Origin of the sequence: Rhizobium sp. CIAT894 (assembly GCF_000172795.2) — a bacterium.
In the GTDB taxonomy this organism is placed as follows: domain Bacteria; phylum Pseudomonadota; class Alphaproteobacteria; order Rhizobiales; family Rhizobiaceae; genus Rhizobium.
Genome location: NZ_CP020947.1, coordinates 2,716,892 through 2,737,475, shown reverse-complemented (window position 1 = coordinate 2,737,475; position 20,584 = coordinate 2,716,892). Strand labels below are relative to the sequence as shown.

General features: G+C 60.2%; 14 protein-coding genes and 2 pseudogenes. 9 read left to right on the top strand and 7 right to left on the bottom strand.

Features of this window, described 5'->3' with window-relative positions; genetic code table 11:
* Nucleotides 1–7: 7 nt before the first annotated feature.
* From ugpC to RHEC894_RS13605, 3 genes are all read left to right on the top strand, one after another.
* The gene (gene ugpC, locus RHEC894_RS13615; RefSeq protein WP_085737655.1) at nt 8–1,153 is read left to right on the top strand and encodes a sn-glycerol-3-phosphate ABC transporter ATP-binding protein UgpC; all 1,146 of its coding nucleotides are present in this window, start codon (nt 8–10) and stop codon (nt 1,151–1,153) included.
* Nucleotides 1,154–1,170: 17 nt separating this feature from the next.
* Entirely contained in the window at nt 1,171–3,303 is a 2,133-nt protein-coding gene (locus RHEC894_RS13610; protein ID WP_085737654.1) for a beta-galactosidase, read from the top strand.
* Nucleotides 3,304–3,734: 431 nt separating this feature from the next.
* Nucleotides 3,735–4,175 carry a hypothetical protein gene (locus tag RHEC894_RS13605; RefSeq protein ID WP_010068799.1) on the top strand — a complete coding sequence of 147 codons (441 nt, stop codon included), beginning with the start codon at nt 3,735–3,737 and terminating at the stop codon, nt 4,173–4,175.
* Nucleotides 4,176–4,418: 243 nt separating this feature from the next.
* On the opposite strand, the gene RHEC894_RS13600 is transcribed toward RHEC894_RS13605, so the two are convergent.
* Together RHEC894_RS13600 and RHEC894_RS13595 are read right to left on the bottom strand one after the other, a co-directional pair.
* Entirely contained in the window at nt 4,419–5,615 is a 1,197-nt protein-coding gene (locus tag RHEC894_RS13600) for an MFS transporter (RefSeq protein WP_085737653.1), read from the bottom strand.
* Between the two features lie 149 nt (nt 5,616–5,764).
* The gene (locus tag RHEC894_RS13595; protein ID WP_085738974.1) at nt 5,765–6,781 is read right to left on the bottom strand and encodes a zinc-dependent alcohol dehydrogenase family protein; all 1,017 of its coding nucleotides are present in this window, start codon (nt 6,779–6,781) and stop codon (nt 5,765–5,767) included.
* A gap of 150 nt (nt 6,782–6,931) precedes the next feature.
* Between RHEC894_RS13595 and RHEC894_RS13590 the strand changes: the two genes are divergently transcribed.
* Nucleotides 6,932–7,828 (top strand): LysR family transcriptional regulator, encoded by an 897-nt coding sequence (locus RHEC894_RS13590; protein WP_010068870.1) that lies wholly within the window; start codon nt 6,932–6,934, stop codon nt 7,826–7,828.
* A 149-nt stretch (nt 7,829–7,977) separates the two neighbouring features.
* Here the strand turns inward: RHEC894_RS13590 and RHEC894_RS13585 are convergent, their stop codons facing one another.
* The 3 genes from RHEC894_RS13585 to RHEC894_RS13575 form a co-directional block, all read right to left on the bottom strand.
* The gene (locus tag RHEC894_RS13585) at nt 7,978–9,087 is read right to left on the bottom strand and encodes a sulfite oxidase (RefSeq protein WP_089152731.1); all 1,110 of its coding nucleotides are present in this window, start codon (nt 9,085–9,087) and stop codon (nt 7,978–7,980) included.
* A gap of 173 nt (nt 9,088–9,260) precedes the next feature.
* Nucleotides 9,261–9,968 carry a DUF938 domain-containing protein gene (locus tag RHEC894_RS13580; RefSeq protein ID WP_085737651.1) on the bottom strand — a complete coding sequence of 236 codons (708 nt, stop codon included), beginning with the start codon at nt 9,966–9,968 and terminating at the stop codon, nt 9,261–9,263.
* 222 nt (nt 9,969–10,190) lie between these two features.
* Complete coding sequence (locus tag RHEC894_RS13575) at nt 10,191–10,793, bottom strand: hypothetical protein (RefSeq protein ID WP_085737650.1); 603 nt, start codon at nt 10,791–10,793, stop codon at nt 10,191–10,193.
* 99 nt (nt 10,794–10,892) lie between these two features.
* Here RHEC894_RS13575 and RHEC894_RS33395 point away from each other — a divergent pair.
* Nucleotides 10,893–11,105 (top strand): annotated as a pseudogene (locus tag RHEC894_RS33395) (beta-galactosidase); the annotation flags it as partial.
* A gap of 44 nt (nt 11,106–11,149) precedes the next feature.
* On the opposite strand, the pseudogene RHEC894_RS13570 reads toward RHEC894_RS33395, so the two are convergent.
* Nucleotides 11,150–11,901: pseudogene (locus RHEC894_RS13570) on the bottom strand (IS5 family transposase).
* A 374-nt stretch (nt 11,902–12,275) separates the two neighbouring features.
* Here RHEC894_RS13570 and RHEC894_RS13565 point away from each other — a divergent pair.
* The 4 genes from RHEC894_RS13565 to RHEC894_RS13550 all read left to right on the top strand — a co-directional run bounded on the left by RHEC894_RS13565 (nt 12,276) and on the right by RHEC894_RS13550 (nt 19,453).
* The gene (locus tag RHEC894_RS13565) at nt 12,276–13,769 is read left to right on the top strand and encodes a gamma-glutamylcyclotransferase family protein (RefSeq protein ID WP_085737649.1); all 1,494 of its coding nucleotides are present in this window, start codon (nt 12,276–12,278) and stop codon (nt 13,767–13,769) included.
* A 124-nt stretch (nt 13,770–13,893) separates the two neighbouring features.
* On the top strand, nt 13,894–15,369 hold the full coding sequence (locus tag RHEC894_RS13560) for a HEPN domain-containing protein (protein ID WP_085737648.1): 1,476 nt from the start codon (nt 13,894–13,896) through the stop codon (nt 15,367–15,369).
* A 153-nt stretch (nt 15,370–15,522) separates the two neighbouring features.
* Nucleotides 15,523–16,479: a hypothetical protein gene (locus tag RHEC894_RS13555; protein ID WP_125460963.1), complete on the top strand. Its 957-nt coding sequence runs from the start codon at nt 15,523–15,525 to the stop codon at nt 16,477–16,479.
* 190 nt (nt 16,480–16,669) lie between these two features.
* Nucleotides 16,670–19,453: an EAL domain-containing protein gene (locus RHEC894_RS13550; protein ID WP_085737646.1), complete on the top strand. Its 2,784-nt coding sequence runs from the start codon at nt 16,670–16,672 to the stop codon at nt 19,451–19,453.
* Nucleotides 19,454–19,564: 111 nt separating this feature from the next.
* Here RHEC894_RS13550 and RHEC894_RS13545 read toward each other — a convergent pair whose 3' ends face one another.
* Nucleotides 19,565–20,209: a glutathione S-transferase family protein gene (locus RHEC894_RS13545; RefSeq protein WP_245339469.1), complete on the bottom strand. Its 645-nt coding sequence runs from the start codon at nt 20,207–20,209 to the stop codon at nt 19,565–19,567.
* Nucleotides 20,210–20,584: the final 375 nt, after the last annotated feature.

Sequence of the window (20,584 nt, the reverse complement as noted above, 5' to 3'; positions counted from 1 at the left end):
GCCAGACATGACCAGTCTCGAACTCCGTGAGATCAACAAGAACTACGGCGCCTATCATGCGCTGCGCGGTATCGACCTTTCGGTCGCGCAAGGCGAGTTCATCGTCATGGTCGGCCCCTCCGGCTGCGGCAAGTCCACGCTGCTGAAATCGATCGCCGGCCTGGAGCAGATTTCCTCCGGCCGGATACTGATCAACGGCCGCGACGTCAGCAAAGAGGAGCCGGGTGATCGTGGCATCGCCATGGTCTTCCAGTCCTACGCGCTCTATCCACACATGACGGTGGCGGAGAATATGGGGTTCGGCCTGCGCATGGCCAAGCGCCCGAAGGCCGAGATCGAGGCGGCGGTGGCGCGCGCCGCGAAAATCCTCAGGATCACCGACCAGCTCGACAAGCGGCCGAAGCAGCTTTCCGGCGGCCAGCGCCAGCGCGTGGCGATCGGCCGGGCGATCACCCGCTCGCCCGAGGTCTTCCTGTTCGACGAGCCGTTGTCCAACCTCGATGCGGCGCTCAGAACCCAGATGCGCGTCGAGCTCAGCAGCCTGCACGCCGAGCTCGGCGCCACCATGGTCTATGTCACCCACGACCAGGTGGAGGCGATGACCATGGCAAGCCGCATCGTCGTGTTGAACAAGGGGATCATCGAGCAGGTCGGCTCGCCGCTGGAGCTCTACCGCAATCCCGACAATCTCTTCGTTGCCGGCTTCCTCGGCGCGCCGCGCATGAATTTCCTCGGCGTCACCGTCGACGATGTGTCCGGCCGCAATGTCACCGTCTCCGCCCCGGGCCTCGTGCCGGTGACGGTGGAACTGGCGGAGGCGACAGCGCTGGCGAAAGGCGTCAGCCTGACGCTCGGCGTCCGGCCGGAGAACATATCGATGGTCGCCGATGGCGGCGAGGGCGGGGCGATCCACGGCCAGATCAGGCTCGTCGAGCATCTCGGCCGCGAAACCATCCTCTATGTCGATGCCGGCAATCTCAGGACCATCGCCTCTGAGAGCGGCACCGGCAATATCACCGTGCAGCTCAGCTATGTCGCGCCCTTTGCCGCCGAGCAGAACGTCGCGCTGAAGCTCGACGCCCGGGAACTCTATCTCTTTTCATCCGATGGCGGGCGCACGATCAGCGCCCGCAAAACCATCCTCGACAAGTAATCAGAAAGACCACGCCCGTGTCCGACAAGACCCTCTCCGTATGGAACCCCGTCAAAACAGACCGCTTCCTGGTCGGCGTGCCGCATTATCCCGAGCATGTCGATGAAAGCTATTGGGAGCGCGATGCCGAGCGCATGGCGAAAGCCGGCTTCAATGTCGTGCGCATGGCCGAATTCGCCTGGCACATTCTGGAACCCAGGCTCGGCACCTATGATTTCGATCTCTTCGACCGCGCCATATCGATCCTCGGGCGCCACGGCATCGAAACGATCATGTGCACGCCGACGGCCACACCGCCGCGCTGGCTGACGGCAGCTCACCCTGAAATTTTAAGGGTCGACGGCAAGGGCCGGCCGATGAGCCACGGCTCGCGCCAGCATTGCGATACGGCAAGCCCTGTCTTTCGCGAGCACAGCAAGCGCATCACCCGGGCGATGGCCGAGCATTATCGCGGCGATCCCCATGTTCTGGGCTGGCAGACCGATAACGAGCTGAACACCAGCATGCCGGAGAGCTTTTCCCAGGCGACGCTCAGCGAATTCCAGGCCTTCCTCGCCGATAAATACCGCGAAATATCAAAGCTCAACGCCGCCTGGGGTGGCGATTTCTGGGCGACGGCCTATGACAGTTTCGATCAGGTGGTGCTGCCGATCGAATTCGGCCCGACCTTTCCGAGCCCCGGCCATCTGCAGGATTACCACCGCTTCCTCGCCTTCTCCACGGCGCGCTTCCAGCACGATCAGGTCGAGATCCTCAGGGAGGTGAAGCCTTCCTGGTTCGTCTTCCATAACCTCGGGGGCTTGAGGGATATCGATTTCCGCGGCCAGTTCAGCAAGGATCTCGATTTCGTCGGCTATGACATCTATCCCATGCTCTATGACGAGTTCATGCGGCTCGGCAACCACGCCAAGGTGCAGGCGCTGCATCTCGATATCTGCCGCGGCTTTTCCGGCAATTACATCGTGCCCGAGCAGCAATCGGGCTTTGGCAGCCAGCCGGGCTTCTGCACGCTGACGCCGGAGCCGGGGGAACTGCGCCGCATGGCGCTTTCCTCGGTCGCTCATGGTGCCGATGGCCTGATGTTCTTCCGCTGGCGCCCGGCCCATTTCGGCGCCGAGATCTATTGGATGGGCATCATCGACCATGACGATATCGGCCGCCACCGATATGAGGAGGCCACGCGCTTCGCGACCGAGATGACGGCGCTGCAGCCCAAGATCCTCGGCACCTATGTGCGCATGGATGTCGGCATCGCCGGCTCCGATTTCGACAATCAGGAAGCCCACAAGACCTATCCGATCGGCCTGCCGAGCCCGCAGGACGATGCGATCCTGCTGCATCAATATTGCTATGACCGCGGCATCGCCTGCGGCTTCATCCATCCGGAGGACGATCTTTCCAAGCTGAAGCTCTTCTATGTCCCCCACTGGGTGATGTGGAAGGACGACTGGACGGCGAAGCTCGAAGCCTTCGCGGCATCCGGCGGCACCGTCGTCATCGGCGCACGCACCGGCACCCGCACTGGAGATAACCACGTCATCCGCGAGACCGCGCCGGGCACCGCGCTTTCGAAGCTGACCGGCGTGCGCGTCGAGGATTTCGGCCGCTTGGCCGCCCCCGGCGCCAACGGCCTGTTCGACGTGATGGAGCGCTCCGGCGGCCTCGTCATCCCGCCGAACAAGCCGGCCGAAAGCCACCGCCGCGTCCGCCGCTTCAAGATCGGCAACCGCGAAATGGCCGCCGGCCATTTCTACGAAAACCTCACCGTCGACAGCGATGTCGAAGTGATCGCCGCCTGGTCCAATCGCTATGCCGAGGGCCAGGCAATGGCGACCTCCCGCAAGGTCGGCAAGGGGCAGGTGGTCTATCTCGGGACGTATCTCACGCCGGAGCTGACGGAAGCGCTGACGGAGCGGCTGTTTGCCCCGGCGGGCATCGAGCCGCTGGTGGGCGGGCTGCCCGAGGGGGTGGAGGTGACGATGCGGATGAACGACGAGCGGCGGCTGCTCTTTGTGCAGAACTATACGGATCAGGCTGCGACAGTTGCCGGCGTGCCGGCCGGGCGGGATCTGCTGGATGGGGAGAAGGCGGTTGCGGGGAGGCTGGAGCTTGCGGGGTATGGGTGTGCGATTGTGGAGTTGGAAGGGTGAGGGGACACGCTAAGGGGCGATAATGTAGGCTGTGCCGTGTGGCCCCCTCATCCGACCCTTCGGGCCACCTTCTCCCCGCTGGGGAGAAGAGGGAGCAAGCTTTGCGCCTCGCCAATCCTCATGCTTCTTGAGGAGCGATAAGGACGAAACATCGCGGCATTCCCCTTCTCCCCAGCGGGGAGAAGGTGGCGGCAGCCGGTTGAGGGGGCCGCACGGCACGCCGCTGCTTATTCCCCTCCACCCACAGTCGGGAATCAGTACAGGGCCGACGCAAATTCACATGCCATTGATAAAGGCACGTGGCGGCCCTCTCCCAACCGGATTCTGGCCACCTGCCTGGAACTAACGACGGACGAGACAGTTTCAGCTGTGACTTGACGCTGACGTGCCCTCCTGGCTGGGTAAGCCTCGATTTTGAGGAGATTCGCATTATGAAGATTTCGTCCAGATTTCGTTCAGTCGTGGCTGCAGTTATCGCAGCAGCAGGAGTGAGCTTTGCCGGCTCTGCCTATGCCGACAGCGGTACGATCAGCTTCTCAGTCTACAAGGCTGCCTTCTTTGTGGGTGGTTCCGGAGGCGAGGGCACGCTGACCTTCCATGGTCGCCATTATCCCATCTCTGTCGGCGGCATCTCGGGCGGCCTTGCCTTCGGGGCTTCCAAGACCAATTTTCATGGTACTGTTCGCCATATTCGCCGCGCCCGAGATGTGACCGGGGTCTACGGTGCAGCGGGCGGTGGCGGCGCGGTCGGCAAAGGGGCCCAAGTGATCGTCATGACCAATGACAAGGGCGCTGAACTCGAACTCTCAGGCAAGCAGGTAGGTCTGCAAGTCAACGCCGATATCAGCGGTATTGCCATCACGGTAAAGTAATGTAGGGCGTGCCCTGCAGCCGACCCTTCGGGCCCTTCTCCCCGCTGAGGAGAAGAGGGAGCAAGGCGGGCCGACACTGCCCAAATGAACTCGCCCGCTCAAAGGCATTCCGTGCAATAGGATCGATGGCGCAGCTGCATTCTCCCGTCTTCTCCCCAGCGGGGAGAAGGTGGCCCGAAGGGTCGGATGAGGGGGCCACACGGCAAGCCTTGGCTTACATAAGTCCGACCTCAGGCAGATGGTCTAAGCCGCCACCATCTGCCGTCTCAACCCACGCGTCACACCCACCGCAGTCACCGCCGAACCCGCCATCGCCGCAGCGCTCAACACGAACGGGCTCCACCAGCCGACATGATCGAACAACAACCCGCCGGCGAATGCGCCTGAAGTGATCGCAAATTGAATGAGCGCGACGAACCAGGCGCCGCCTTCCTCCAGATGATGCGGGATCGTCCGGGTCATCCAGGTCGTCCATGCCGCCGGCACCGGCGTCGTCAACAGGCCCCAGAGAAGCAGCAGGCCGGTGGTTGCCAGCGCCAACGGGCCGAGGCCGACGAGCGCCAGGGCCACGGTCACCAGCATCGCCGGAAAGCCGATCAGCACGTGCGCCATATGTGAGCGCAGGACCGAGGGGATCAGCGAGGTTCCGGCGAGGCCGGCAAGGCCGATGCCGAGCAGCATCAGCGACAGCGTGTTGACGCCGAGATGGGTGATGTCTTCGAGAAACGGCCTGAGATAGGTCGAGAGCGCGAACTGCCCCACGAAGAACAGGATCATCGCCGTCATGCCGAGGGCGAAGGTGCGGTTGCCCATCAGGCTGAAGGTCCTGCCGAGCGACGCGCTCCTGCCGCCCGGCATCCGGGGCAGGGCGATGGCCTGCCAGATGAAGGCGGCAATGCCGATCGGCACGACGACGAAGAACGCGCCGCGCCATCCCACAAGGCCCCCCAGAAAACTGCCGAGCGGTGCGGCGATCACGGCGGCGAGCGCGCTGCCGCCTTGCAGCATGGCAAGGGCCTTCGGCACGTCGGGACCGGCGGCGAGCCGGGCGATGATCGCTGTCGCGAGCGACCAGTAGCCGCCGATCGACACGCCGATGAGGGCGCGGCCGGCCATGAACACGAGGTAGTTGGGGGCAAAGGTGACCGCCAGACCCGACGCCACCAGCACGACGGTATAGGAGAGGATCACCCGGCGCCGGTCGAAGCGCGCGAACAGCACATTGCTGAACAAGGCGGTGATGACGGCGAAGAAGCCCGAGATCGAGATCGCCTGACCCGCCTGGCCTGCGGTGCTCGCGAGGTCGTCGGCGATCGGCGTCAGCAGGCTCACCGGCATGAATTCCGACGCGACGAGCACGAAGGAGGTCAGCATCATGCAGGTGACGGTGCTCCACGGCGTCGTCTTGGTTGCCAGTCTCATATCGTGGATGGTGTCCATCGGGCTTTCACCTCAAAAGGCTGTTCATGGAAACGGGCGACGGCCGCGTGTCGCCCTGCCGGCGACCGGGATCACGCCGGTGCCGTCGATTTCGAAATCTCGCAGGGTCGAGTTCCCGAGGGTTCCCTCGGTGATCCGGAATGCGGATCTCACATCCGCAGCAGCGTCTTGATCGCCGAGCGTTCGTCCATCGCCTTGTAACCCTTTGCGACATCGGCGAGCGGCACTTCCAGATCGAAGACCTTTCCGGGGTTGATCTTGCGCGACAGGATGAGGTCGATCAGGTGCGGCAGGAAGCGGCGCACCGGAGCCGGGCCGCCCAGCAGGTTCTTCTGTGCGAAAAACAGCATCTGTCCGTCGAGGCTGACGCCATGGGGAACGCCGACATAGCCGATCGAGCCGCCGGGGCGACAGGCATTGATCGCCTGCATCATCGATTGCTCGGTGCCGACGCATTCGAGCACCGAGTCCGCGCCGACGCCACCGGTCAATTCCCTGATCCTCGCCACACCTTCGTCGCCGCGCTCGGTGACGATATCGGTCGCGCCATATTCGAGTGCCAGGTCCTGGCGCTGCTTGTGGCGGCTCATGGCAATGATGCGGCCGGCGCCGAGCTGCTTGGCCGAGAGCACGCCCATCAGGCCGACCGCGCCGTCGCCGACGACGACAGCCGTGCATCCCGGCGTCACCCGCGCGGCGTCGGCCGCATACCAGCCGGTGCCGAGCACATCCGAGGCCGCGAGCAGGCTCGGGATCAGGTCGTCTGATGGCATGGTGTCGGTCGCCACAAGCGTGCCGTCTGCCATGGCGATCCGGGCATAGGGCGCCTGCGCCCCCGACATGAATTCGCGATGCTCGCAGGAGGACTGGAAGCCGTAGCGGCAATGCGGGCAGGTGTTGTCGGAGAGGCAGAACGAGCCGACGACGAACTCGCCGGGCCTGATATTCTTCACTTCGCTGCCGACTTCGACGACGACACCGCAATATTCGTGGCCCATGTGCTGCGGGCCATTGACCGGTTGAAGGCCGCGGTAGGGCCAGAGGTCGGAGCCGCAGACGCAGGACGCCGACAGCTTGATGATCGCGTCGGTGGGTTTCTGGATCTTCGGTTCCGCGACTTCCTCGCAGCGGATATCGCCGGGGGCGCGAAGGACGGTGCCGAGCATGGTCATCTCCTGTCCGGGCGGAATGCCCGTCTCTTTTTCCCGGAGAGAGATAGCACCCTTCGATAGCCCGGATTAGTCGTCGCAATTTGCATGGACTTATCGAAATCGGCTATTAATGGCGCTGGATCGGAATGGCTGGAGATATCCACTATGGCGCGCGAAAACTTCAACGAACTGCTTCTCTTCCTGGCGGTCGCCGAGGAGCGCAGCTTCACCAGAGCCGCCGCGAAACTGGGCGTCGCGCAATCGACGCTGAGCTATGCCGTCAAGGAGCTCGAAGCGCGCATGGGGTTGCGGCTCCTTACGCGCACGACACGCAGCGTGGCGACCACGGAGGCCGGCGAGCGTCTCAGGCAATCGCTGGCGCCGCGCATTTCCGAAATCGAGGCCGATATCGAGGCGTTGATGGCCTATCGCGACAAACCGGCCGGCACCGTCAGGATCACCCTGTCGAACCACGCGATGGAAAGCGTGGTGTGGCCGAAGCTCGCCCCCATCCTCGGCGAATACCCCGATATCAAGCTGGAACTCAGCGTCGACAACAGTTTCCGCAACATCGTCGAAGACGGCTTCGATGCCGGCGTGCGTCTCGGCGAGAGCCTGGAGAAGGACATGGTGGCGGTGCGGATCGGGCCGGACTGGCGGCTGGTAGTGGTCGCTTCCCCCGATTATTTCAACTCAAGACCCGTGCCGACGACGCCGCAAGAGCTGATGCAGCACAACTGCATCAACAGGCGTCTCGACAGGATTGGCGGGCTCTACGCCTGGGAATTCGAAAAGAACGATGAGGAGGTCAGGGTGAGGGTGGAAGGCCAGCTCACCTTCAACACCGATCGCGAGATGGTCGGCGCAGCCCTCCAAGGCTATGGCATCGCCTTCGTCCCTGAAAGCTACGTCGCAACGCATCTTGCCGAACGGCGCCTCACCCTGATCCTCGAAGACTGGACCCCCAAATTCGCCGGCTATTACCTCTATTACCCCAGCCGGCGCCAGAACCTCCCGGCCTTCTCAGTCATCATGGAAGCGCTCCGAGAGAGAAACCTCTGACGCCGAGCACTCGCCGCCTTATTGGACGCGGCATCCTCCACGGTCCCTCATGCTGAGGCGCGCAGCCCGAAGGGCGGAGCCGGACCTGACGCAGTGACAGCGCGGCTCGCAGTTGCACCAAAAGCCGCCATTCCGCCCCATACGGGTGATTAGATCACGAATTCCTCCTCGTATGTCTGTGGCTCGGGAACGACCGTAACCTCCACCGGAACGATCCAATTGGCCGCGTAGCTCTCGCAGTCGGAACGCTGGAGGTCGGGCTGCACGCGCCCCGCCGCATCGATCGCGCGACATCGCAGTGTATATCGGCCCACTTCTTCAGGGGTCCAGATGTACTCCCACAAGCGCCATGCAAAGGGACGTTCTGTTTCGAGGAGCCTTCCATCGCGCCAGCCCCTGCCATCTCCCGTGCAGACCTGCACCTGCGGGATAGGAGCCTCTCCGCTCCAGGCGGCTCCGAAAATCCGGTACGGTTGGCCGACGACGAGACGCGCGCCCTGCACGGGACGCGCGATCTGCGCTTTGACCTCCATCTGCGCAAGGGGGACCAGCGTGGGTTCCCCGAGGCCGCGCTCCCAACGGAAATAGTCGCGCGCCTGCCAGTAGCCAAGGAACGGTCGCTCCACAACCGTGATATCAGTGATCCACTTGACCCAAGCCATGCCGAACCAGCCACCCACGACCGCGCGCAGCGGATAGCCGTGATCGCGCGTCAGCGGATGTTCGTTCATCGAATAGGCAAGGATCGTGCTGTCGGCGATGGCCTTCTCAAGCGGCAAGCTGCGTGCAAACGCGATAGGGCCGGGGGAGGCCGTTTTCTTGTTCGCGTCGACGATGCCGCTGTCGGCGCCTGTGAGCAGAACCTCACATGCGGTTTGCTTGACGCCCGCCATCTCCAGAATCTCGCGCAGAAGAACACCTGTCCAGGCGGCATTGCCGACGGCTCCGTTCTGCCACTGCAACCCCTCCCTCGGGGGCTCATAGTAGACGCGCCCGTTGCCTGCGCACTCGACGACGGCGGTGAGAGTCGTGCTCCGCATCGCCTTGATGCTGTCGAGGTCAAGTTCGATCGGCCGCTCCACCGCCCCGCCAACGCGCAATTTCCAGTCTCGCGCATCGAGGTTCGGCGACGGGAAATGGTTTCGCACGAAGAACAGCTCGGTTGGGATCAGCCAGTCGGAAAGTGACGCAAACGGAAACTCGATGTTTGGTGGGGATTTCTGTCGAACTATTAGACTGGGTTGCTCTGGTGTCGGCATCGTCCTTGTCTCCCCTTCCAAGAGCACAATGTTGGCACTCGGTCGCGCGAATTCCGGTTCGATCACACCGCCCCTCGCAGTGCGTCTGTCGCGTTCCGTCTTCGGCCCCATCCTAGCACATGCCGCACGTTCCTCGGATCCACCTCGAACGGCGGCAAAGGGCCCGAATGCTGCTATAGGCCCACGTCTCTTTCGCGCGCGCTTGTCGTTCGGGCACTACTGCCGGAGAAGACCAGCAACATATTGTTGGTGGGCATCTCGATCGTCTCGCGGAGATTAAGTCCAGCGGCCTCGCCCGCTTGCTCAAGATCAGCGATATCACGCACACCCCAGGATGGGTTGCGTTCCTTTAGAGCCGCGTCGAAAGCAGCGTTCGAGGGGGCGTTGTGTGCCCCGTCGCGCATGAATGGGCCGTAGAGAAGAAGAAGCCCGTCAGCGTGAAGCAAACGGCCAGCTCCTGCGAACAATCCTAAGCTTGCCGCCCATGGCGCGATATGGATCATATTGATCGACACGATGGCGTCAAAATGCCCGGTTTGTTCGACGCCCCATTGTCCTGAGCACACATCAATATCCCGCGGTGGCAGCACATTCTTCAGCCCTGCGAATTTGATCCAGCTAGACGTGCTGGTGCGGGCGTCGGCATCCGGATCGCTCGGCTGCCAGGTGAGGTTGGGCATTGCTCCCGCAAAACACACGGCGTGCTCGCCGGTCCCGCATCCAATCTCCAGCACGGCGCCACGTGTTGGAAGGACACGTTTTAGGACCGCGAGGATAGCCGCCGAATTTCGCGCAGCGGAAGGTGAGAACATGCGCTGGTCGCCGCTTATGTCGCGCTGTTCCAGCGCAACAGGCGAACGGTCCTTCTTCTCTGGGGGCATCGGCCTTGAATCCCCTTTGGGCGATGTCTCCCACCTTATAGCTGAAATGATGGGACTGAAACCAAGGATTTCGGACTTACGAAGGGGGCGTCGGCGCCTGCGTTCGGCCGAGGGCGACCGAAAGTCTATTTCGCGTCAGATCACGCGCCCGCCAGGCTGGGTTTCATGGGGTGCTTGGGGCACAAGCCCGAGCATGACGAAAGGAGTGTCAGCCCTGATCAATCAGTTGCCCCAGCCAATTTGGAACCGATCAAATCGAATTTCGCTCAACGGCCGGTTGGCGGTGCTCAGCCGTACCGAACGAAGAACGAGATGAAGCTCGGGGGAATAGTATTGTTCGAAAATGATCGGCGGCAATTCCGTTAGTTCCAGGCGGCTGTTGATGGCCCAGACTTTGTAGGAACAAGATGCAATCGTTTCCTCTCCCAAGCCGTCGAACCTGATAAAAGTCGTGCCCGAAACGGATTTTTTGCCATTGATGAAAAGCGTGGTGTCTGATTTCCAGTTCTTCTTCTGTGGTAGATCGTCCAACGCAATCGCATTCGCGTATTTCAGCTCATGCGTTCCGCTGGCACTCACTCTCTTTTCGACGAGCAAGGGGTGCACATAGACAGCCGACACCGGCTGCAGTGAGCCGTCGCGCTCCATCAGCCGTTGTTCGGTGAGACCCGGGCCGTCGGGCTTGTAGAATACGGAATAGAAAGGCGTTTCTCTGGTCAGCAGCACGCCCTGTTTGGTCTCATTGGCGGTTACGCAATTACCGAAGGCCGGCACCGCCAATGTTATTCCAACCAGTAGCGACAGATTTCTTAGCAAGATCGACATCCCAGATTCCCTCATCCAAGTCCGCTACCACCGTCCTTGGGTGAAATTGGGGAGATCGAAGTCGCCGGCCCGGAACTCGCCCACAGCCTGATCGAACTTGGCCTGATCGACGTGATGGAGCGCTCCGGCGGCTTGGTCATCCTCCGAACAAACCGGCCGAAATCAACCGCCGCGTCCGCCGCTTCAAGATCGGCAACCGCGAAATGGCCGCGACCATTTCAACGAAACCTCACCATCGCCCCCGGTTGGTCCAACCGCTACGCCGAAGGCCAGCCGATGGCGACTATCGATCAGCTCCTGCCGGGCCGCGGATCTGCTGTGAAGAAAAGAACGCGCAGATATTCTAGGGCCTGTCGTCAGTTGAGCGAAATGAAAGCGGCGACGAGCTGAACTGCTCCGAGAAAGGTGGCGGCGAGCTTGTCGTATCGCGTGGCTATAGCTCTGAACTGTTTGAGATTATTAAAGAAACGTTCGATGAGATTGCGCTCGCAATAAAGCGCGAAGTCTGTTGGTCTGGGCGTCGTACGATTGGCTTTTGGCGGAATCACCGGAGTAATGTGACGTGCTTTGAGATGGTCGATGAGCGCGTCGGCATCATAAGCTTTGTCAGCCAGGAACGCCTGAGGATCAACTTCCTCAAGAAGAGGTTGGGCCTGCGCCAGATCCGATGCCTGGCCCGGTGTCAGTGAGATCGCAACCGGATTTCCGAGCGCATCGGCGATCACATGGATCTTCGTCGTCAGCCCCCCACGGGATCGGCCGATCGCCTGGTCCCCCCTTTTTGCGCGCCAGCACTATGCTGGTGGGCGCGCACGACGGTGGAATCCAGCATCATATATTCATTGTCGTGATCGGCGGCCAAGTGTTTGAATATACGCTCGAAGACGCCGCCTTCGCACCATCGGCGCATCCGCTTGTGGACGATCTTCCAGTCTCCGAACCGCTCAGGAAGATCGCGCCAGGGTATTCCGGCGCGGTATCTGTAAAGCACAGCTTCCACGAACAGGCGATTATCGGCCGCCGTGCCGCCAACATGACCTTCCCGCCCGGGCAGAAGGTCCTTGATCCGATCCCATTGATCGTCTCGCAATCCATAACGACGTGTCATAACCAGCCCTCCAATGGCCGGTCTGCTATGAATCACATAAAATCCGATTTGGGAATCTTGCCCAGCAAGGCAGGGAACTGACGACACACCCTAAGGCACGCGAGAAAGAAACATAAGCAAGCCGCGGCCTACGGCTGCGCAGCCCACGGGGCTGCGCCTCGACGTCGCTTCTTGCACTCGCCAAACAGTATCCCAAGAACAGATAAGCATTTTTGAGATGAGGACGTCGTCGACCCGGCCGACGGCCGCTGTCGGCGCTAAGCCGATATCCCATGGTGCCGCGTCGGATTTTGAAATTCAAGCGATGTTGTTCTATTGATGAGGCTTCACAAATTTGTTGCAGACCGGATTCGCTGCCGTTTTTGGAGTATATCATGTTGAAATCTACTGAATATGAAATTGAGAGTGTCCGTGAATACTTTGAATGGCAGGCGCCGGACCTCGAAGTGACTTTCATGCAGAAAGTCTACTCGGAGATGGTCATCAACACGCGCCACGACGTATGGGACATACATACCAACAAGGATCGCTGGTGGGTCATCACGGGGGGTACAAACCTCTACTCTCAGGAGCAGTTCCCAAATATGGACCTTGCTCTGACCTTCCATATCGGTTTGATGTTGCGCATCCCGCGCACGGTAGAACAACAGGAAAACGACATTCGCGTCCTTCCGTTCGGTCCTGTGTTAGAGAAGATCGAAGAAGCCGGCACCGCCGTAACACAGGCCCACAAACTCTCGGACTATCAAGCCGTCGGTGTCCGTTGCCGCGAGGCGCTGCTCGAACTGATCAGCGTTGCACAGGACGCGGCGGTGTGGAAGGCTGACGCATCGCCGCAGCGTGCCAACTTCCGCGCTTGGACAGAAATCATCTGCAACGATCTCCTGCCAAGCGACACCAACAAGGAGCGTCGCGGAGCCCTTAAGGGGGCGCTTGAGTCCGCTTGGACGTTTTCCAACTGGCTGACGCATTCCAAGTCGGCGACCTGGCTTGATGCTGAAATGGCAGCGTCGTTAATGCAGCATGCTATTGGCATGGCAACCTCGTTGATCGTTCGCGAATTGAGAGGTGTCCCGGAGGAATGCCCGAAATGTGGCTCCCCGCGTCTCGAACCCCAGCATGGCGAGAATACCGCGGCACACGGCGTACTCTGGGAGAGGCCATACTGCACAGACTGCGGATGGGCCGGGAGAGCGATTCCGATCATCGACATGGAGGATGGGCAGTCCATTATCACTCGCGAAGGCGGAGAGTCCGACGAGCATAGCATCATGACGGTTCCGCTGCGCAGCATTCTCAAGCCGGGTGATCCGCCGATCAAGCCGTTGAAGGATACTGAGATCGGGCCTCCAGAGCCTGACGTCTATTTTGCCTACGGGTCCAACATGTCAACAGTCCGGCTGCGCGAGCGCATGCCGAGTTGCAAGCCGCTGGGCATCGCTAACCTGTCGGGTTTTGCGCTTCGCTTCCATAAGCGCAGCGTAGATGGATCCGGGAAGTGTAACGCATTTGCCAGCGGTGACGAAGATAACGTAATCGGAGTCCTATTCAGTATCGATCCTACCGAGCGCGCTGCATTGTACAAAGCCGAAGGTGTCGGTAACGGTTACGAACATAAGATCGTGACGGTTGTCAACGACAAAGGCCGTAGACGAAAAGTCCTTACCTACGTCGCCACCCCCGACTACATTGACGATAGCCTCCAGCCCTATGGGTGGTACAAAGACTTTGTCTCGGCAGGTGCTAGGGAGCACGGCTTGCCGGAGGAATATATCGCTAGAAATATCCTGTCGGTTGAGACAACTGAAGATCCCGATAAGATACGGGACAAAAAGCAGCGGGCCGTGCTCGGAAATTTCGGGCAATAAACTACGGTGTCGGTTCGATTTTGCTCTGTCCTGAGATCCGCAGCCCTACGCTATAGGCATTAGGCAAAGTCAAGAGCGTTGTGTTAGGGCTGGCTCGCCGAAAATTTATAAGGCCGTTGATTCGATGAACGATGCCGAAGTTCGATTGGAGGAGATACAGCGGTATAAGGCGCTCTTTGTGGCGGCCTTCGATGAACTGCATCGCGCTGTGATCGAAAGGGTGCGCAAGCCGGATACTTATTTGACGCCGCACTATGACTATCCGGTCATGTCGCAACTGCAAAGCGGCTTTCCATCGTTTCGAGAGGCAGGAGGCTTCGATGAAAAAAGCCCGCGTAATTATGTCGGTGCTTTGCTCCCCAACACTATTGCCTTAGCGTTGATGGGCTCCAAGCGGCCGAAGGAAGGTCTTACACACGGATCAGAATTTGCGGATTTCCTCAAGAAACATGCGATCGGCGATCGCTTGCGCCATGGGGCTTATACCGCCGAGGACGACCTAATCACTTGGCGGGCGGAACGTCTAGTTGCAGAAGCAGTAGAGCGTTACTTTCATCTCTATGGCTTAGATGCCGAAATATCCGCCAATCGTAGAGATCTGCTTATCTCAGGTTTGATAGGCGGCACCATCAACCGATCATTTGACCTCACGCTCATTGTTCCGATTGCGATGACGCAATTTAATGTTCGAAATTTTCGCCTAACACCCACTTCTTATATCATGCGGTTACCAAAGCGGCTTCAATTGGCAAGGGCTCGCATGAACACTATCGGGTCAGGTGCGGAGGCGAGTGTTATGGGAGCGGCCACCCATGCATTTGTGCAAAACGGGTGGGCATTAGGGGTCGATAGCGTTGGCGGCGTCGAACGCTCTTTGGGCAGCGCATCTGAGGGTGTCAGGGATGCGGCGGACAGCTTTTTCGGAGCACTGCGGATCGCAACAGGTGTCCGGACGGGCTACTCGCAGATCGTATGGCTTCCTCGAAAATGGGCGCTGACTTACTTTTGCGATCTACCTCCGGTGTACGGGACAGCGCTTCGGCAATATCCGGATGAGTTTGATGATTACGGATGGGTGCGCGAAGGTGCTAGAGTAAATACGTCCGCACTCCAAGATGTTCGGCGCATCTATCGTGCCGTAGTAGACAACAATAGCGAGGCCGTACGTCTCGCGCTGAAGCGTTTGAACGGTTGCTTGACTCGTTCAGATCCTGCCGATGCTATCCTTGATGGGACAATTGGTCTTGAGCTTCTTCTAGGTGACGACCAAAATCAGTCGCTTTCTTATAAGTTGCGTCTGCGGGCGGGGGCGCTTGCTGCCCGTTATGGTGGGAAAGAGCGATCCGCTCGGGACGTAGCAGCCCTAGTTAAGAACGTCTACGATCGGCGGTCTGCAATTGTGCACGGAAAGCGCAAAAAGGGCTCTCGGAAGGCATCGGAACCGGCGGATACGCGTTATGAAAACGAGCGCCTCGTCGCCTCCGAACTTCTGCGGTTTGTGCTTAATACGCTTCTAACGCATCCAGAATACCAGTCTCCATCAAAAATAGACGAGGACTTATTGCTTGGAGGCGAAGCCGCGGGATCGGTTTCCGGATAATTTGGGTATCATATTTTCGAGGCGTTGCGTCCTGTCGATGCGCGCGGTTTTCTCAGCGGCAGCGTGCCGTGCTGCAGCGGCGGCGATCGTAGCTTGCTCCTTGATGGGCGCACGCTAACCACATGGCTGTTCCAACTTCGAAGGACTTCCGCTTTGGCGCCATTTCTCCCAAGCCTCAAAGATGCCATCGACAGGCGTATCCCCGGCAAACATCCGACCGCAGAAAAGTGGCGGTCTGCTGTCCTCGCTGCTTGCGAAAAGGCTCTCGATGCGGGACTGATGGATAAGGGCGCCTTATCCCGTCTTTGCGGCACGGACGATGGGCTTTATTGGGGCGCTATGTCGGAAATTCTTCTGGCTGACAGGCTGCTTTATGCTGGGTTGCAGCCAACTCACCAGGAACCTGGACCGGACTTCCGCCTCGATCACGTCGGTAAGACTATATGGGTTGAGGTTGTCACGCCTCTGCCAACGGGTATTCCTGCCGAGTGGCTACAACACGAGCCGGGCAATGCTGTCTATTTTCCGGGAGAGGCCATGCTTCTTCGTTGGACTGCGGCGATCAAGGAGAAGGCCGAGAAGCTTCGCGGAAACTCGGCGTTGGGAAAGCTAGGCTATCTAGGCTCTGGAATTGTGCATGCAGACGATGCCTACGTTATTGCCGTGAACGGCTTGCTACTACGCGGCGGCGGCTTCGGCAGAGGCGATGGATTCCCCCAATTGGAAGGAATATCACAGTTTCCCCTTGCGGTCGAAGCGACGTATGCAGTTGGGCCGTATTCGATCACGATTAACAGAGAGACGCTTGAGAAGGTTTCGGCAGGGCTTTCTCATCGCCCAAGATTGAAGAGACCAAAAGGGGCGGATGTTCCGGCCGACACATTCCACGATCCAAACTTTGGGCCAATTAGCGCCGTGTGGGCAGTTGATATCGGCTACGGCTCAACATTGCACACGCTGCAGCCGATGGCTGTTGTCCACAATCCGCATGCAAGAAATTCGATACCCTTTGGATTATTGCCAGCGCATGAAGAGTTCACGCTTGAGCTTACCGATGATGAAATGGCGGTAAAAAGACATGCTGGGCGCGAGTTCGTAGAAGCTGTCTGAGCTTGTCCCTACCAAACAAATCCATTCACCATACCAACACACCCACCATAAACCCTAATCCCACAACCCACCAAACAACCCGCCAAAACAGCCCAATTTGGCGCGATATCCCAACCAGCCGCCCTAACCACTTCAACCTTCCTTAAGCGCCCGCCCCATAGCGTGACCCGCAAATCGAGGGTCTCGTTCCATGTTCACCGTTCTGACATGCATCACCGAGCAGCATGATCTCGCGCTGGTCGGGCTTGCGGGTTTGATCTGCTTTCTCGCCAGCCATTGCGCGATGGTTCTGCTCGATCGGGCGACGTCGTCCGCGGGTGCTGCGCGGTGGGTATGGCTGCTGACGGCGGGGGCGGCGGGTGGATTCGGGATCTGGGCGACGCATTTCGTCGCCATGCTGGCTTATGATCCCGGTGTCGTCGTCGGCTATCATGCCGGGCTGACGCTGGTCTCGCTGCTGGTAGCGATCGTGGCGACGACGGGCGCGGTTGCGGCGAAAATCGGCTATGACAGGTGGATGGCGAATATTCTGGCCGGCGTGCTCTTCGGCGCCGGCATCGCGTCGATGCATTTTACCGGCATGCTGGCCATCGAATTCCCGGGAGAGATTTCCTGGGACGCGCAGTTCGTGACGGCGTCGATCGTTCTCGGTATCGCCTTTTCGGTCGCCGCCTTTCGCTTTGCGGGCAGGGGCGAGCGGCCGATCTTGCGCGGGCTTGCGCCCACACTTCTGTTGACATCAGGGGTCGTCGCACTGCATTTCACCGCGATGGCGGGCGTTACCGTCACGCCGGGCGTGGTATCGCTCGATCCCGCGACGCTGCTTTCGCCTGGTGTCATGGTGGTGACGATTGCCGCCGTCACCTTTTCGCTGCTGGCGGCCGGTTTTGCCGCCGCCATCTTCGCCGTGCGCTCGGAGGCCAAGACCGCCGGGGCGGAGCGCAATTTCAAGCTCCTGGTCCAAGGCGTGACCGACTACGCGATCTACATGCTCGATCCGGATGGCAAGGTCAGCAACTGGAATGCCGGCGCCGAGCGCGCCAAGGGTTATAGCGCCGATGAGATCGTCGGCAAGGATTTCTCGCTGTTCTATTCTGAGGAAGATCGCCGCAATGGCCTGCCGCAGCGGGCGCTTCAGACGGCCCGCACCGAGGGCAAGTTCGAAGCCCAGGGCTGGCGTTACCGCAAGGACGGCTCCTCCTTCTGGGCCTATGTCGTCATCGACCCGATCTATGACGAAACCGGCGCGCTGATCGGCTATGCCAAGATTACCAAGGATAACAGCAAGCAGAAGGCGGATGCCGACCGGATCGAGGAGGTCACCCGCAATCTCGATGTCGCGCTCGAAAACATGGGGCAGGGCATCTGCATGTTCGATGGGGACGAGCGTCTGGTGCTGTGCAACAAGCGTTATCTCGAAATCTTCAAATTTCCCGAAGGATCGGTGCGTCCCGGCATGCACTACAGGCAGATTGTCGAAATCGGCTATGCCGCCAACACTGAGGACGCGGCGGAAGCGGCGGCCCGGGCCGAGGCCCATTATATCAGGAACATGGCGCTGATCAGGGGCGAGGCCGGCAGCGCGGTTCACAAATATCCGAGCGGCATCTCCATCCAGCAGCATGTCAACATCCTGCCGAATGGCGGCTGGGTCGTCACTTTCGAGGATATTTCCGATCGCGTGAAATCCGAGGAGCAGGTTGCTTTCCTCGCCAAGCACGATGCGCTGACGGGCCTGCCGAACCGGCTGCAGTTCGGCGAGCGCGTCGCCGAGGAGATGATGGTCGCCGACCGGGTGAGGGGCAAGGTTGCGGTGATCGGCATCGATCTCGACAAGTTCAAGGAAGTCAACGACCAGCACGGGCACGGCACCGGCGATATGGTGCTGGTCGAGCTGACGCGCCGTCTCGGCGAGGCGCTGCAGGAGGGCGAGTTCATCGCCCGCTTCGGCGGAGACGAGTTCGCCGCGACCAGGCGCTTCGACGATTTGAGCGCGTTGCATGATTTCATCGCGCGCCTGGAAGGCGCCCTGGTCGGCATGATCTCCGTCGACGGCTTCGAGATCAAGACCGGCGCCAGCCTTGGGGTGGCGATCTATCCGAGCGATGCCGAGAGCGTCGACGGGCTTCTCGCCAATGCCGACCTTGCGATGTACCGCGCCAAACAATCCCTGCTGCAGAAGGTCTGCTTCTACGAGGCTGCCATGGACGAGACCGCGCGCCGCCGCCGCGCGCTCGCCAACGATCTCTGGGCCTGCATCGACCGCAACGAACTGCATCTGCATTATCAGGTGCAGAAATCGGTGCGGACGGGAGAGATCACCGGCTACGAGGTTCTGCTGCGCTGGCGCCATCACGAGCGCGGCAATATCCCGCCGATGGATTTCATCGGTCTTGCCGAGGAATGCGGCGCCATCCTGCCGATCGGCGAATGGGTGCTGCGCGAAGCCTGCCGGGAGGCGGCGAGCTGGAGCAACGGCCACAAGATTGCCGTCAACCTCTCGCCCGTCCAGCTCGGCCATGCCGACATGGCGGCCGTGATCGCTGGCATCCTTGCCGAAACCGGCCTCGACCCACGCCGCCTCGAAATCGAGATCACCGAAAGCTCCATCATCATCGACAAGGACAAGGCGCTCAGCACCATGCGCGAGATGAAGGCGCTCGGCGTCTCGATCGCCATCGACGATTTCGGCACCGGCTATTCCTCGCTGGAAACGCTGCGCTCCTTCCCCTTCGACAAGATCAAACTCGACAAAAGCTTCATGGCCGAGGTCGAAAGCAATGCCCAATCCAAGGCGATCGTCCGCGCCATCCTGGCGCTGGGCCGCAGCCTGGAGGTGCCGGTTCTGGCGGAAGGCGTGGAAACCCAGGCACAACTTGACACGCTTCTGGAAGAACAGTGCGACGAGGCCCAAGGTTATCTGCTCGGAAAGCCGCAGGCGATGCGCGAGCCGGTGGTTGAAAAGGCGGCTTGAGGCGTCTGTCGGCCAACTCCGGGAACGGGAAGCCCAAACGCGGCTTGCGATTCCAGCAGGGCAAAAGCGCCGGATCCGGTCAGGAAATGACGCCGCTCGGATTCTGTTTCATCATCTCCGCATAGGCGTCTGCCATCCTCTCGGTCTCTTCGAGATACGGAATTGCGATCGGGCGAGCGCGAACCAAATCGTAAAGCCTGGCAATCGACGGAAGCTGCGTGCATACGGCTTTGCGGTCGAGGTATGCGACCCAAAACACAGATAGAAATCCGCAAGGGAAAATCGAGTTCCCAGTACGTAGGGACCTCGTTGCGCCAGTCTGGTGTTCATCACGCGCAATCGGCTCATGACGAGCGACTTTGCCAAATTCTGAATTCCGCCGTTGTCTTTGCTTCTCAGGGAAAAGCGGTGCGGGAAATGGAAGCGCTTCATCTCGGATTGTATGTCTCCGGCGATATGGAATATCGCGGAGAGAAAATGCCCCCTGTCCGGGTCGGTCGATGTGGGAGCCAGTTCCGTGAGCTGGTGCCGGTCAGCCAGGTACAACATCAGTGCAGCGACCTCATAGAGTGCGTCGCCTTCCGGGGTAATCAGCACCGGGACCAAACCGGCAGGGTTTATGGCGAGGAATTCGGCGGAACGGTGCTCGCCATTGATAATGTCGATTTTTCTAAGCTCGTATTCGATCTTGCCTTCTTCGAGAACCCATTGAACGAGCGTTGCACGGGTGAAGTCACCACCAAAAAGAATGTACATCGGGCTCTCCGTCGTTGACTGCACGTCTGCCAATGGTGAGCGATTCCCGAGTGCCGTGAGGGCCATCCAGGGTCGGTCCGGGATCGACTATACCGGTTTGCCGAGCCGATTGTCTCCTCGGCCAATAGGCGCATCCGGCGCAAAGCAGCCGTCCCGCCAATGACGGCATCTTCGAAACGCCCGACGCTTCTTGGTCAAGATGTGGCCGGGATACTGCTGTCCCGGCAGACGGGGCGAGGGGGTTTACCCTGCGAGGGAACGGAGAGGTTGCGGTATATCCCCTTCTCCCCGTCAAAGCGGAAAGGTGCCGGCAGGCGCATGGGGGGCTGCCCTCATCGATCTCCGACAGCAGCTTTGTGCTCGAAATTACGCAAA